Annotated in this window: 10 protein-coding genes and 1 pseudogene; 3 read left to right on the top strand and 8 right to left on the bottom strand. The window is 73.0% G+C overall.

What is annotated here, in order from left to right; all coding sequences use genetic code 11:
• Positions 1–861 precede the first annotated feature (861 nt).
• Positions 862–2,148 carry an HNH endonuclease signature motif containing protein gene (locus tag G011_RS0114830; RefSeq protein ID WP_026338318.1) on the top strand — a complete coding sequence of 429 codons (1,287 nt, stop codon included), beginning with the start codon at positions 862–864 and terminating at the stop codon, positions 2,146–2,148.
• Between the two features lie 604 nt (positions 2,149–2,752).
• On the opposite strand, the gene G011_RS0114825 is transcribed toward G011_RS0114830, so the two are convergent.
• A complete protein-coding gene (locus G011_RS0114825) occupies positions 2,753–3,166 on the bottom strand; it encodes a hypothetical protein (protein WP_019609167.1) in 414 nt (137 codons plus the stop codon).
• 535 nt (positions 3,167–3,701) lie between these two features.
• On the opposite strand from G011_RS0114825, the gene G011_RS0114820 reads away from it, so the two are divergent.
• Positions 3,702–4,658: a sporulation protein gene (locus G011_RS0114820; RefSeq protein ID WP_019609166.1), complete on the top strand. Its 957-nt coding sequence runs from the start codon at positions 3,702–3,704 to the stop codon at positions 4,656–4,658.
• A gap of 171 nt (positions 4,659–4,829) precedes the next feature.
• Here G011_RS0114820 and G011_RS0114815 read toward each other — a convergent pair whose 3' ends face one another.
• From G011_RS0114815 to G011_RS0114795, 5 genes are all read right to left on the bottom strand, one after another.
• Entirely contained in the window at positions 4,830–5,255 is a 426-nt protein-coding gene (locus G011_RS0114815; protein WP_019609165.1) for a DUF397 domain-containing protein, read from the bottom strand.
• Between the two features lie 103 nt (positions 5,256–5,358).
• Complete coding sequence (tatC, locus tag G011_RS0114810; protein WP_019609164.1) at positions 5,359–6,210, bottom strand: twin-arginine translocase subunit TatC; 852 nt, start codon at positions 6,208–6,210, stop codon at positions 5,359–5,361.
• A 152-nt stretch (positions 6,211–6,362) separates the two neighbouring features.
• The gene (gene tatA / locus G011_RS0114805; protein WP_019609163.1) at positions 6,363–6,728 is read right to left on the bottom strand and encodes a Sec-independent protein translocase subunit TatA; all 366 of its coding nucleotides are present in this window, start codon (positions 6,726–6,728) and stop codon (positions 6,363–6,365) included.
• Between the two features lie 66 nt (positions 6,729–6,794).
• Positions 6,795–6,980 (bottom strand): hypothetical protein, encoded by a 186-nt coding sequence (locus G011_RS0114800; RefSeq protein WP_019609162.1) that lies wholly within the window; start codon positions 6,978–6,980, stop codon positions 6,795–6,797.
• A gap of 60 nt (positions 6,981–7,040) precedes the next feature.
• The gene (locus G011_RS0114795; protein ID WP_019609161.1) at positions 7,041–9,092 is read right to left on the bottom strand and encodes a YafY family protein; all 2,052 of its coding nucleotides are present in this window, start codon (positions 9,090–9,092) and stop codon (positions 7,041–7,043) included.
• Between the two features lie 98 nt (positions 9,093–9,190).
• Here G011_RS0114795 and G011_RS0114790 point away from each other — a divergent pair, with 98 nt between their 5' ends.
• Positions 9,191–10,306 carry a DUF3866 family protein gene (locus tag G011_RS0114790; RefSeq protein WP_026338317.1) on the top strand — a complete coding sequence of 372 codons (1,116 nt, stop codon included), beginning with the start codon at positions 9,191–9,193 and terminating at the stop codon, positions 10,304–10,306.
• Positions 10,307–11,254: 948 nt separating this feature from the next.
• On the opposite strand, the pseudogene G011_RS0114785 reads toward G011_RS0114790, so the two are convergent.
• Both G011_RS0114785 and G011_RS0114780 read right to left on the bottom strand, forming a co-directional pair.
• Positions 11,255–12,244, bottom strand: a pseudogene (locus G011_RS0114785) (methionyl-tRNA formyltransferase); the annotation flags it as partial.
• A 236-nt stretch (positions 12,245–12,480) separates the two neighbouring features.
• Entirely contained in the window at positions 12,481–13,584 is a 1,104-nt protein-coding gene (locus G011_RS0114780) for an FKBP-type peptidyl-prolyl cis-trans isomerase (RefSeq protein WP_026338316.1), read from the bottom strand.
• Positions 13,585–13,681 lie beyond the last annotated feature (97 nt).

Here is a 13,681-nt window from a genome sequence, read left to right as displayed (position 1 = left end):
ACGCCTCGGTGTCCCGGGGTGGTGAATGCCGGGGCGGGGTGGGTCGGGAGAGGCGGGGTGGGGTGGGTCGGGAGAGGCGGGGTGGGGTGGAGTGCGGCGGGATGGACCGGAGCGGATCGGATCAGGAGGAGGCCGGGACGGGATAGGTCGGGGTGGGTCGGGAGGGGATGGGCCGGAGCGGATCGGGGCGGGATAGGTCGGGGTGTGTCGGTGACGCCCGGGTTTTCCGGAGGTGGCTGGGTTTTCCACAGGTGGGGGTTGGGGGTGTCCCGGGGTGGGGTGGAGATGGTTTCCTGGAAATAGGGGGGATCCCACCCTCGGAGGTTTTGGCATGCACTTAAACACTCCACATCCCGAACCCCACACCCTACGCTCAATGGGAATAATGAATTGAGGGGTAGGGAGGGGCCGCCCGCAGGTCTCTCCCCTACGCCGTTCTTGTCGGGGGTTGTTGGCGGCAACGAAAGCGCGCCAGCTGCCGCGAAAGGGTGCGGACGGCGGAAAGCGGCCGGGGCCGGTGAGGGTTAGGCATCCGACGAACAGCGGCACCAAAGGCGGGAGCGACCACCGGAGGGCGACCAACGCCCGGGGTGTAGGGGTGGTCGGGCTCTGCTGCGTCGGCACCAATGGCAAGCGGACCCTCCGGCCTCGGGCAACGACCCCGGCCCCTGCAGTTGGGGTGGGCACCGGCATCACCAATGCCAGCCGTCATTCTGGGTTCGCATTTTCGGACACCTTTTGAGCCCGCCTTAAATGTGGACACCCAACGAGGATCAAGATCCAGAAAGAAAGGCTTCATATTCGCACTGTGAATAGTGGAGAAATGGCTAACGCTGGCCTATAATAAGAAGTATGGAGATGATGATCGCAGCGCCCAAGGCGGCCCCCGGGGAGTGTTCCCCGGCCGTGGCCGCGCTGGCCGGTGCGCGCGAGATCATCCACCAAGCGTTGAATACCGAGGTGCCGCCCGGGGCCGATGAGGCCGCCGCTGAGGAGATCGCGGCGCTGTGGGCCCAGCTGGAGAAGATCCGCTACCAGGCGTTGACGCGGATGGCGCGTTTGTACGCGCGCGGTGAGGTCGCCCGCTACAGCGGTTACTCCACCCTGGACAAGTGGATCACCCACCGCTGCAAAGTCCCCACCGCCCAGGCCAAGGACCTGGCCCGTCTGGCCCAGCACGTGCACGAAGAAACACTGCCCGCCACTGCCCAAGCAGTAGCCGAGGGCAGGGTGGTGTTGGGTGAGGCGGTCGCGATCGCCAAGGCCACCGACAAGGCCGTCCAGACCCGCGACGCTGAGCATTTCCCTGACCAGGCGCAGTACCGGCACGGGTTCGAAACGGCCCTGGTAGCAGCCAAGCAGGAGCGGCCTGCCTTGTCGGTCAACCACCTCCAGTCGGTGGCCCGCCAGGTCGCCTACCGTTTGGACCCCCACCGCCTGGACCGCGACCACGAGGCCGCCCACGCCGCCCGCGGCCTGACGGTCCACGACACGTTCCAGGGCAGCTACCAACTCCAGGCCTGGGGCGGGTCTGGGGATGCGTTGATCGTGCGCGCGGCCATCGACACCTTCACCACCCCACCCGGAGAAGGTGACACCCGGCCCCGGTCCCAGCGCGAGCACGACGCGCTCATCGCCGCGCTGCGTTTCGCCACCACCCACACCGGATGCACTAACACTCCGGCCCCGTTGGCGCAGATCCGCATCGTCGTGCCTGTACAGACCTACCTGGACGCTCAGGGACAGGAAAGGCCCGCGCTGGATGAGCACGGTCGGGTGATTCCGGTCGGGCTGGTCCACGAACTGGCCGCCGACTCTGAGGTGGTGCGGATGCTCACCGCCCCACCCACCGGCCAGGTCCTGGACGTGGGCCACAGCCGCCGCCTGGCCTCAACCCGCCAACGCACCGCCGCCTTCCACGGACACACCACCTGCGCCCACCCGGGCGGATGCGAAGTACCGGTGGCGTTGTGCCAAGCCGACCACGTCACCTCCTTCTCCCGAGGAGGGCGCACGGTGGTGGCCAACCTGCAACCGTTGTGCGGGCCGCACAACCGGGCCAAATACCAACGCGAACTGCGCACACACCGACAGCGAGAACGGCATCATCCGCCCGACAGGATTCCGGTTCCACCGCCCCGGGAATGACCCCCGGCCGTGCCGGTCCCCGGCATGCCCGCGCCCGACAGGTAGCCCGTGCTCCGCGCCCACCGTGGTCACTGCCACCGTCGCCCACCCCCACCCCAGGGGCCAGGACCGCTGCCCAAGGCCGGAGGACCCGCTCGCCTTTGGTGCCAACGCAGCAAACCTCACCACCCCCGAGGGCCAACCGTTGGACACTCTCCCAGGCCACTTCGCGGCAGCTGACGCCGCTGCCTCCGGTCACTACCCGCAACCGGGTCGTTGATCGGAGCCCCCAGACACCCGCCGCCGTCGCTGCCAACGCAGCAGAGGCCGATCAGCCTCCGACCTCAGGCGTTGGTCACCCTCCCACGCCACTTCGCGGCAGCTGACGCCGCCGCCACCGGCCACCACCCGCAGGTGGAGCGTTAAACGGAGCCCCCAAACACCCGCCGCCTTCGCTGCCAACGCAGCAAACCCCCACCGCCCCCGAAGGCCAACCGTTGGTCACCTTCCCGCACCACTTCGCGGCAGCTGGTGCCACCGCCGGAGCGAGCAACCACGCGCGAACAACAAGCGTTGACCGCCCGCCTCATTCCCGCGATCGCCTCGGGGCGTTCCCCTCAGCGACCTAGTAACCGTTCTCCTCGCACCAGTCCGCGATCAGCGACACCGCCTCCTGCGGCTGGTCGTAGTTGTCGTTGTAGATCTGGAGCACCTCCTCGTCGATCGCGGGCGCCGCCGCCACCGCCATCAGGGCAAGCCGCTCCCCGCTCTCCGCGATCTGGACGGCGCCGTCCTCCCGGGCCTGGGCCGCTTCGACGGCTCTGCCGCAGACGTCAGCCGTGGCGTCCTCCTCGGAACCGGCCGCGGCGGACGCGGAGGGCGAAGGAGAAGAGGAAGGAGACGGGGACGGCGTCACCGCCTCCACAGCCGAGGGAGACGAGGGAGAGGAAGGATCGGCGCCGTCGTCAGCGCCTCCGTCGGCACCCGCGCACGCCGTCACTGCCGCGAGCAGGAGGACCGCGGTAAGGAATCGCACCATCACGCACCTTCGGGGTCGGGAGAACCGCCCGGGCACGGCTCACCGAGTGCCGTGACCGTGCGCGTCGGGTCGGCCACAGGGTGGGGACAAGGTTAGGCCCGCCCCACCGTCGGCGCGCCCCCTGGCCGGTTCCGGCCAAGGGATACCGCAGCGAAGCGGGGGGCGGGGGAGGCGGGGCAACGCTGCGGCGAGGTGGCGCTACCGCGGAGCAGCCGTGTTGCGGCCCGCCCCAAACGACATCGGCCGGGCCACACCGCTCAGTCCTGCCACGGACCTGCCACAGCCCGACCACGGCGTGACCCACCGTGGACCTGCGGGGCCCACCGGTCTCACCGGCGCCATCACCGGGCACCGTTCGCACGCTCCCGGCCACACTGCGCACGGGCGAGTTTGCGGACGCCCCCAAAGCCCTCCCCCGGAATCCGGCCCCGCCCAACGCGGAACCGGCGCGCACCGCGTCCGCGTTGGGCGGGCGACACCAGCGCACCGGCCATCCGCGCGCCGGGGCGCACACGACGCCTCCCGGAAGGAAACCATGGTCTTCAAACGCCTGCTCGCCGCCTTCGGTGACGACGGACCCACCGTCGACACCGTCCTGCCGCACCCCCACACCCGCCCCGGGGACCTGTTGGAGGGCAGCGTCGAGCTCACGGGCGGCGGAAGCCGTACCGAGATCGCCGAGATCGTCCTCGTACTGGTCGCCCGGACCGAGGACGAGGAGGGGGAGGCCACCGGCGGCGCGGAGTGCACCCGCGTCCCCGTGGCGGCGGGCGTGATCCTGGACGCCGGGGAGCACCTGTCGATCCCCTTCAGCCACCCCGTCCCCTGGCAGGCGCCCGTCACCGAGGCCGGGGGCTCGCCGCTGCCCGGCGTCCTGGCGGGGCTGCGCACCGAGGTGATCGTCGACGGGGACGCGGACAAGGGCGATCTCGACCACGTCCACATCCACCCGCTGCCGGTCCAGGACCGCGTGCTGGAGGCGATGCTGCGGCTGGGGGCCGTGTTCGCCGGAGTGCGGGTGGAGGGCTGGCCGGCGCCCGGGCCCCACGAGGAGGCCGGATTCCTCCAGACCCTGGTGTTCCACCCCGCCGAGCAGCACGCGCACGAGGTGGGCGAGGTGGAGGTCCTCTTCGCCGCCGACCCGGCGGGCGTCGGGGTGGGCTTCGTCTTCGACCGCCACGCCGAGGGGTTCTCGGAGGGCGGCGCCCCCAGCTGGTTCCGGGCCGAGCACTCCGAGGCCGACCACACCGACTGGACGCGGGCGGTGGACGAGTGGATCGGGCAGGCGCTGTACCGGCGCCGCGGGTTCTCCGGGCACGAGGGGGAGTACGGGGAGCAGGAGGGCGGCGGCATGCTCGGCGCCGTCGGCGGGGTCGCGCTCGGTGTCGCGGGCGGCCTCGCGGCGGGCTACGTGGCGGCCGAGGTCGTGGACGAGATCGGCGACGCGTTCGAGGGCGAGGAGGAGCCCGAGGAGGTGGAAGAGGAGGAGTAGCAACCGGAGAGGGACCGGAGGAGGGGCGGACCTTCGGGGCGCAAGCCGCCGGGCGGGACACCGCTTCGAGGCCTGGTCCGACTCCGGCCGGGTGCCCCCACTCCGCGCCCGTCCCACTCCGCGCGCCGGGCGCCGCCAGCACGGCGGCGCCCGGCGCGCTGGCGGGCGTTCCTACTCGGAGGCCCCCGCGTCGCCCTGCTCGGCCTCCTCGCGCTGGCGGCGGTGGTACTCCTCCATCGCCTTGGGGGTGTTCAGCGGCGAGGGGACCCAGGCCACCTCGGTGTCGACCTCGCCGCGCTGGATGCGGCGCTCCTCCTCGGTGAGGTACTCCTCGGGGATGTCGAACTCGCCGTCACGGGCGCCCAGGACGAAGGCCTCCCACTCGGCGGGGGTGAAGAACAGGGTGCCCTTCTCGGGGGACTTGCCGTCGCGCACCGCGCGGAAGCCGTCGTCGAAGGTGGCGACCTCGACCACGGCCTCGGACTCCTCCTTGGACAGGGAGGACCGCATCCAGACCGCGTCGGTGGTGTCGTGCCACTTCTCGTTGCCCATGGCCTCGGGCGGGAGCTCCCGCTCGGTCCCGGTCCGCTCGCTCATCGCACTTCCTCTTCCCAGCAACCGGCGTCGGCCGGGGTGCCCGGGCCGACAGGACAGGCCGCGGCCTGTCCCACCGCCCGACCCTAGCGTGTGCCGGAGGGGCTCAGGAGCGCCTTCCGCTCTCCTCGCCCACGTCGGGACCGTCGAGCGGCGAGGGGGTCTCGTCCAGCTCGGAGGGCGTCTCGTCGAGTTCGGAGATCTGGTCGTCGTCCAGGTCGGCGTAGGGGTCGTCGCGCTTCTTGCGCCGGTCGTTGAGGAAGGCGAACAGCTCGGCCACCTCGAAGAGGACGACGAGCGGAACGGCCAGCGCGAGCATGGAGATCGGCTCGGCCGGGGTGATGACGGCCGCGATCACGAACACCGTGAAGATGATGACGCGGCGCCACTTGGCGATGGCCGCGTGCGGCAGGATCCCGATGATGTTGAGCAGCGCCACCAGCAGCGGCAGCACGAAGCCCAGGCCGAACATGCCCATCATGATGAGCATGTAGTTGAGGTACTCGCTGATGGTGAGGAAGGGATCGGCGTCCTCGGGCAGGAACCCGAAGAGCATCGTCAGCGCGTACGAGGTGATGAAGTACGCCAGGGTCGCGCCCGCCGCGAACAGGACCGCGGCCAGGGGCGCGAAGATGTAGGCGTAGCGCTTCTCGCGCCCGTGCAGGGCGGGGGCGACGAAGGCCCACAGCTGGTACAGCCAGAACGGCGCGGAGACGAGCGCGCCGACGAAGATCCAGACCTTGAAGGCGACGAAGAAGGCGTCGAAGGGCCCGGTGACGATGAGGGAGCAGTCGTCGGGACCGGTCACCTGGGACACGGGCAGGGAGCAGTAGGGCTCCACCAGGAAGGCCCACACCCAGTCGTAGACCAGGAAGCCGACCACCGTGCCCAGGGCGAGGGCGATCATCGCCTTCGCCAGGCGGTTGCGCAGCTCGCGCAGGTGGTCCATGAGCGGCATCCGGGCCTCGGGGTTGGTGGCCCGGCTTCGTGCCCTCATCGTGCGGTCACTCTCTCGTCGTCTGCTCCGGCCCCGTACCGCTCGGCGTCGGGGCCCTGGACTCCGGGGCGGGGCGGAGCCCGCGGGCGCGTCGCTCCACGGCCTCCGGGAGGCTAGTTGCCGTAGGTGCGGTGCGTGGTCTCACCGGACTCGTCGACGATGCGCTGGCCGGGAGGCAGCTGCGGGTAGCCCTGCTGCTGGGGCTGCTGCGGCTGCTGGTAGCCCTGCTGCTGGTAGCCCTGCTGGGGCTGGCCCGGCGCGTTCTGCTGGGGGGCCTGCTGCTGGTGGGTCTGGGGGCGGGTGTCCGCGTTGTCCTCGGACTCGTTGTTGTCGTCGTCGACCAGGCCCTTGCTCTCGGCCTTGAGGATGCGCGCGCTGCGCCCCAGGGAACGGGCGAGGTCCGGAAGCTTCTTGGCTCCGAAGAGCAGGATCGCCAGGACGATGAGGATGGCGATGGTAGGTCCGTTGAACGGTCCCATGGTTCTACCTCTCTGTGGGGCGCGACCAAGCGCTTTCGATGGTACGCGCATTCGGTCGCGGGGCCATCACGGCCCCGCGACGCCGCGGCCGACGCGCTCACGCAGGTCAGCGTTGCTCGCCCGGTACTCGTCCGACGCCCGTGCCACCGCCAGGGACAGCACCCCCGCCGCGCGGCGTGCGCGCAGCACCAGGGCGCCGATGGCGACGAGTCCGGCCGCGACCACACCGAACAGGACAGCGAGGACTATCACGTTGCAACCTTATCCTTTCCGGACCGACCTGTCCCTTGCCCCGGGGTGAACGTCTGGGCCTCACTCGGACGACGAAGTGGTCTCGACCGGTCTCGCGGAGGTTTGGGGCGTCCGGTAGTGCTCCAGCGCACGGCGGGCCTCGGCCCGGGCCTCCTCGGCAAGAGCCACAGGAGACACCACGCGCCCCTGCTGCCCCAGACGCAGCGCCAGCCGCACCACCCAGGCCGGAGCGGGGGTGCGCAGGGTGGCGCGGACCCCTCCCCCGGGCAGCTCGGTCACCGACTCGCACACGTAGTCCTCGGTCACCCAGCGGGCCGCGGGCTCCAGGTCCAGGACGACCAGGGCGTCGCGCTCCGAGCGCTGGAGGACGCCCCCGGACAGGTCGCGGCGGCCCACCCCCGCGGGCACCTCGGCGGCGAAGGGCAGCACCGTCAGTTCCAGGACCCGGTCCAGGCGGAACAGGCGCACGTCCCGGCGCAGGTGGCAGTAGCCCTCCAGGAAGGGGTAGCCGTCCTGGACCACCAGCCCCATGGGGTCCACGTCGCGCTCGGTGACCTGGTCCAGGTAACCCGACAGGTAGCGCAGGTGCAGGCGCTGGCCCGCCTCCAGCGCGTCGGCGCAGCGGCGCTGGGTCTGGGCGACCTGTTCGTCGCCCTCCACGCGCACCTGGACCGAGTCGGCCAGCGAGCCCACGGCGGCCCCCGCGGCGGCGCGCAGCTTCTCGCCCACCCGCTTGAGGGCGCCGGTCTCCAGGCCCTCGGTCTCGGGCAGCGCCTCCAGCAGGGACAGCCCCACGACCAGGCTGGCCGCCTCGTCGGCGGTCAGGCGCAGCGGCTGGGCGAGGGTGTCGGCGTTGGCGATGATGATCTCGCCGGTCTCCCTGGCCGCGTCGAGGTCGACGTCGATGAGGTCGCCGGGGGTGTAGCCGGGCAGGCCGCACATCCACAGCAGGCTGAGGTCGGCGACCACCTGCTTCTCGCTGAGCCCGAAGTGGCGGGCCACCTCGGGCACGCGCACGTCGCGGCCCAGGGCGTAGGGGACGAGCATCAGCAGGCGGCGCAGCTGGTCGGCGGAGCGGGGACCGCGGGCGGGGGCTTCGGTCTCCTCCACCGTGCCGGGACCGTCCGCGGCCTCGGCGGCGGGGGCGGTCTCGGCGGTGGCCGCCAGGTGCGCGGCCATGGCCTCACAGGCGCCCGCGGGTTCGACGACGACCGCGTTGGAACCGAAGTAGGCCACGCGCCGCACCAGGTCGGGGGTGTCGGTGTAGGGCAGGGTGAGCGTGTCCCAGCCGACGCCGGAGCTGTCGCGCTCGCCGGGCACCACGCGCAGGGCGCTGCGGCGCAGGGCGTGCGAGGAGTCGGTGCGCACCCGCAGGACGGCGGTGCGCTCGGACTCGGCGCTGTGGCCCGCGACCACCGACCGCAGGTCCACGCCCTCGGGGACGACGACGTCGGGGCCGCCGCGCAGGATGGTCACCTCGCCGCGGATGCGGCCCAGGCGGAAGACGCGGCGGGCGTCGCGCAGGCGGTCGTGGCCGACCACGTACCAGTGTCCGCGCAGGTTGACGATGCCCCAGGGTTCGATCTCGCGGGTCTCGGCCTCGGTCTGGCCGGGCTTGCGGTAGGCGAAGGAGACGGGGCGCCGGTCGCGCACGGCCTGCCAGACCGGGCCGAAGGAGGGCTCGTCGGTGCGCATGGCGGGCGTGAGTCCGGGGGCGGCCTCGCTGTCGACCGGGACCCCGGCGGAGCGCAGCTTGAACAGGGCGTTGGCGGCGGCCTCGCCGAGGGAGGCGTGCCGCCAGGCACGGGCGGCCAGGCCCAGGACGAGGGCCTCGTCGGGCAGGAGTTCGATCTCGGGCAGCTCGTAGTCGGAGCGGGAGATGCGGTAGCCCTCCTCGCCGCTGATGGCGTCGCCGGTGCCCACCTGGATGGGGATGCCGCTGTCGCGAAGTTCGCGCTTGTCGCGCTCGAACATGCGCTTGAAGGCGGACTCGGTCTCGGCCTCGGCGTAGCCGTGCACCGTCTTCCTGATCTCCTGAGCGGTCAGGTGGCGGCGCGTGGACAACAGACAGATGACCAGGTTCAGCTGTCGTTCCGTCTTCCTGCGCGACATCGTCCGCACCCTTCTCGCCCGTGGTGGATGGACCGGCGGCGGCTGACGCTGGCGCGTCGCCCGGGCACCGGTTCAGCAACGACGGTACCGTGCCTTGCATGATCCGGTGGCGCCGTGGTGAAGTCCGTCAGATCCTCCCCTCCTGGCCGGGGGTCGTGCTGTGCGCGGTGGCGCTGGAGCCCCCGGCCGAAGCAGATCGCAGAGGCCGCGGGGCCGCGGGAGCGGGCGGAGGGGTGACGTGCCGCGCGCTGGCCTACACCGACCTGGTGGGCGCGCCCGAGGCGGGCGACACCGTGCTGCTCAACACCGGCGCCCTGGACCTGGGGCTGGGGACGGGCGGGTACGCGCTGGTGGTGGCCGTGCCCGACCGGCTGCCCCCCGACCCCCGCGGGCCCGGCCACCTGGTCAAGGCCCGTTACACGCCGTTGCAGGCCACCGTGCTGGGCGCCGACGAGCAGGGCTCGCCCCACCACGAGGTGCTGCGCTCGGCCGAGGGCGTGGAGGGCATGCCGGTGGTGGTGGCCGACCTGCACTCGGCGCTGCCCGCCGTGGTGGCGGGGGTGCGCGCGCACCGGCCGGGGGCGCGGATCGTCCACGTGATGCTGGACGGGGGCGCGCTGCCCGCGGCGTTCTCGCGGCTGGTGGGCGCGCTGCGCGAGGAGGGGCTGCTGGCGGGGTGCGTGACCACGGGGCAGTCCTTCGGCGGCGACCTGGAGGCGGTGACCGTGCATTCGGGGCTGCTGGCGGCCCGGCACGTGCTGGGCGCGGACGTGGCGGTGGTGTGCCAGGGGCCGGGCAACCTGGGCACCGGGACGCCGTGGGGGTTCTCGGGAGTCTCGTGCGGTGAGGCGGTGAACGCGGCGGCGGTGCTGGGCGGGCGTCCGGTGGCGTCGCTGCGGGTGAGCGAGGCCGACGCGCGCGAGCGGCACCGGGGGGTGTCGCACCACAGCCTGACCGCCTACGGGCGGGTGGCGCTGGCGCGGGCGGAGGTGGTGGTGCCGCTGCTGCCGGGGGTGTTCGGCGAGCGCGTGCGCGTCCAGGCCGGGGCTCTGGGCGAACGGCACACCCTGGTGGAGGTGGGTGTGGACGGACTGGAGGAGGCGGTGCGGACGCTTCCGGTGAAGGTGTCGACGATGGGCCGGGGCCTGGAGGAGGACCGCGCGGCCTTCCTGAGCGCCGCGGCGGCGGGCCGCCACGCGGCCGCGCTGCTGTAGGCGCGGGCCAGGGGCGGCGCGGGCGGGTTGTCCACAGGCTCCGGAACGGTCTGGTCCGAGCTGGGACCGGACTCCTACCCTGGTTAAAGGGGGCGCTCGCGCCCCGCCCGCCTCGTGCTGCCCGGCCTTCGACAGATCCGGCCCGACCCGGCCCAACGCGCCGGGCTCCGGGGCCTCGCCGCGCCCCTCCGAAGCGCCGGGTTCCGCACCCCCGGCTTCCGCGCCTCCCGCCCCGGGTCACGGGTTACGGGTTACGGGTTACAGTGCGTCCCGCCCCGAACTCCGGCTTCCGGGCCTCCCGCCTCAGGCGCCGGGTCCCGGCGCGCCCCGCCCCCAGCCGCGGGCTCCAGGCTCCGGGTTACGGGCACCGCGCCTCCTCCGAACTCCGGGCTCCTGGTTCCGGCACGTCCCGCCCCGGGTTATGGGCTCCGGGCTCCGGCGCGCCCCGCCCCCAGCCGCGGGCTCCAGGCTTCAGGTCCCGGGCTCCGGCGCGTCCCACCCAGAACCGCGGGCTCCGAGGCACGGCGGGCCCCACCCCAAGTCACGGGTTCCCGGCCTCCCCGCTCCTCAGCGCTGGTCGGCCGGACCGGGGTCGCCCGCCATGATCCCGGGCGCGAGGTCCGTACCGTCCCCCGCCTGCGCCTCCGGGGCCTGGGGCTCCGGCCCCCGCGTGTCGGGAACCCGTGCCTGCGGCGCCTGCGCCTCCGGGACGCGCCCCTCGAAAACCCGCCGCTCGGGTCCCCGGGCCTCCGGAACCTCCGCCCCGGCCTCCCCGGCCGCACCCGAAGTCCCCGACGCGTCCGGTGCCCCCGACACGTCCGCCCCGGAAGCCCCCTCCTCCGGGGCCGGGGTCCGCGACCGCGCGTCCCCCTCCCCCATCCCCGGGACGCCGGGCTCCGCGGCCCGTGCCTCCGGCGCGGTCCGGGCCGCGGGCACGACCCTGTTCGGTCCGCTCGGCGCCTGTCCGGGCAGGGGCGCCCGCCGGGTGCCCTCCAGCATGTGCTGGGAGGGGGCCTCGAAGAAGGTCCCGGGCCGGAACATCGCCAACGAGGTCGGCCGGGCGCGCACCCCCTCGTCCACCCGCAGCACCTCGGGCACGAACACGGCCCCGTCCCCGCAGGTGATCCCCCACTCCCGCCCCCGGCCGGTCGCGACCACCTGCCCGGGCGCCCCGCCGGCGACCCCGCCCACCAGGCGTCCCGAGCACAGCGTGATCCGGGCGCTGCCGAACATCGCGAACGCCCCCGGGTAGGGCTCGGCCAGCGCGCGCACCATCCGGTCCACGTCGCTTCCGGAGGCGGTGAGGTCGAGGTGGCCGTCGCTGGGGCGCCGGCGCGGCCACACCGACGCGTGGCCGCTCTGCGGCCGCCGGGGCGCGGTTCCCTCCAGCAGGTCCTCCATGTGGCGCACGAGCAGTTCCGCCTGGAGGAGCCCCACGCGTTCGTACAGACCGGCGGCGGTGGCGTCGGGGGCCACGTCGAACCAGGCCTGGTCGACGATGTCGCCGCTGTGCTCCTCCCCTTCGATGTGGAAGAGGGTCACGGCGCTGGAGCGCATGTCGCGCAGGATCGTCCACGGGATGGGCGCCCGGCCCCGGCCGACGGGCAGCGGCGCCGGGTGCAGCCCGACCCCGCCCAGGGCCAGGGAGGACAGGACCTCCTCCGGGACGGCTCCCGACCAGCCCGCGACGACCATCAGGTCGATGCCGTGGGCGGTGAGGGCCTCGCGCACCTCGCCCGAGTCGAGGGCGGCGCGCAGGTGCGGCAGACCGAGCCGGTCGGCGAGGGCCCCGTAGTCGTGGTAGCCGGAGCAGTGGGCCAACTCGGCGGGGTGGGACACCACCAGACCGGGCGGGAAGCCTCGGGCGCACAGCTCCTCCAGCGCCGGAACACCGAGGCCCAGCCCGGAGGCGTAGCAGTAGCGCCGACGGTCTGACATGAGCTTCCCCCTCGCCCGTCCACCGATGGATTCGACTCTACGCACCAGTCGGGGAAGGGCAGTGGAACGCGGTACCCGGGCGTGTCCGCCCAGGTGACACCGGGCCGGGCACGCGGACGCCCCCGCGGGTTCCCTCCCCGCGGGGGCGTCCGGTGTCGGCTGTCCGGGTGTACGCGCCCGGCTGCGCCGGGGACCGCTCCCCGGCCCCGGGCGTGCACGGGGCCGCGCCGGGAGGGCTACTCCCCGCCCTCCTCGGGCGCGGGGGACTCCTCCGGTGCGGCCTCCTCGCCGCCGGCGCCCTCTCCCTCGGCGGGCTCGGGGGCCGGGGGGTTGTCGTAGGCGCCCAGGATGTCGATGACGAAGACCAGCGTCCCGGCGGGGGCTCCCCCGGACTCCTCCTCGGTCTCGCCGTAGGCCATGTCGCCGGGCACGACCAGCATCAGGCGGCTGCCGACCGGCTGGCCGACGATGCCCTCGTCCCAGCCCTCGATGACCGCGCCCGCGCCGATCGTGGTGTCGAAGGGGTCGCCGCCGCGGCTCCAGGTGGAGTCGAACACCGGGTGTTCGCCGTTGTCGTCGGCCTCCCAGCGCACACCGCTGTACTGGACGATGACCTGCTGGCCCTCCTCGACCTCGGCGCCGTCGCCCTCGATGAGCGGGACGACCTCCAGGTTCTCGGGGGGATCGGTGTCGGGGACCTCGATGGTGGGCTCGCTGTGGCCCTCCTGGGTCACCGTGGGCAGGCCGTCGCCGCCGTCGGTGACCTGCTCGCCCTCCACGACCGAACCCTTGTTGAAGCGGTCCATCAGGTCGATGACCAGGACGCTCGCGCCCTCCTGGACGGGCTGTCCCGACATCTCGGCCTGCTGGCGCTCCTGCTCGGTCAGGGGCGGGAAGACGTACACGGCCCGGCTGCCGACCGGCTGGCTGACCAGCACGTCGCTGATCTCCGCGGGCATCTGCTCCATGCGGATCAGGTCCGGGGCGCCGGTCTCGTAGCTGGACTGCCCCTCGACGGGCGCGCCCTCGCCGGGGCCGGTCCACTGGAACTGGACGACGTTGGCGATCAGGAGGTCGTCGGCGCGCACCAGCTCGTTCTCGCCCGGGCCCTCGTCGACGACGCCCGAGAGCTGCTCGGTCGGGGGCTCCTCGTCGGGGAAGGCGACCTCCGGTTCCTCACCGACCTCGCCGGTGACTTCGGGAAGCCGCGGGTCGAGCTGATCCTCCCCCATACGCATGAAGGCGGGAGTACGCCACTCTTCGGGGATGTTTCCGCAGCTTGAGACCGCCAGGGCGATCGCGGTCAGCGGCACCGCGAGGGCGGCAGCACGTCGGTGCATGGGTCACAACCTCTGATTTCCGGCTTGGGACAGAGTCACACTACCGAAAAGAAGGGCCGTAACCATCCCCTGGAACGCCACGAACGCCGGAGCCCCG

Origin of the sequence: Nocardiopsis sp. CNS-639, from assembly GCF_000381685.1 — a bacterium.
GTDB classification, from domain to species: domain Bacteria; phylum Actinomycetota; class Actinomycetes; order Streptosporangiales; family Streptosporangiaceae; genus Nocardiopsis; species Nocardiopsis dassonvillei.
This window is presented reverse-complemented; position numbering and strand designations above follow the sequence as displayed.

Excerpts from the sequence above, each read along its gene's own strand:
- G011_RS0114815 (WP_019609165.1), bottom strand. The coding sequence starts at position 5,255 with ATGAGCGAGCGGACCGGGACCGAGCGGGAGCTCCCGCCCGAGGCCATG.
- G011_RS0114795 (WP_019609161.1), bottom strand. The coding sequence starts at position 9,092 with ATGTCGCGCAGGAAGACGGAACGACAGCTGAACCTGGTCATCTGTCTG.
- G011_RS0114825 (WP_019609167.1), bottom strand. The coding sequence starts at position 3,166 with ATGGTGCGATTCCTTACCGCGGTCCTCCTGCTCGCGGCAGTGACGGCG.
- G011_RS0114790 (WP_026338317.1), top strand. The coding sequence starts at position 9,191 with ATGATCCGGTGGCGCCGTGGTGAAGTCCGTCAGATCCTCCCCTCCTGG.
- G011_RS0114780 (WP_026338316.1), bottom strand. The coding sequence starts at position 13,584 with ATGCACCGACGTGCTGCCGCCCTCGCGGTGCCGCTGACCGCGATCGCC.
- G011_RS0114820 (WP_019609166.1), top strand. The coding sequence starts at position 3,702 with ATGGTCTTCAAACGCCTGCTCGCCGCCTTCGGTGACGACGGACCCACC.
- tatA (WP_019609163.1), bottom strand. The coding sequence starts at position 6,728 with ATGGGACCGTTCAACGGACCTACCATCGCCATCCTCATCGTCCTGGCG.
- tatC (WP_019609164.1), bottom strand. The coding sequence starts at position 6,210 with ATGCCGCTCATGGACCACCTGCGCGAGCTGCGCAACCGCCTGGCGAAG.
- G011_RS0114830 (WP_026338318.1), top strand. The coding sequence starts at position 862 with ATGATCGCAGCGCCCAAGGCGGCCCCCGGGGAGTGTTCCCCGGCCGTG.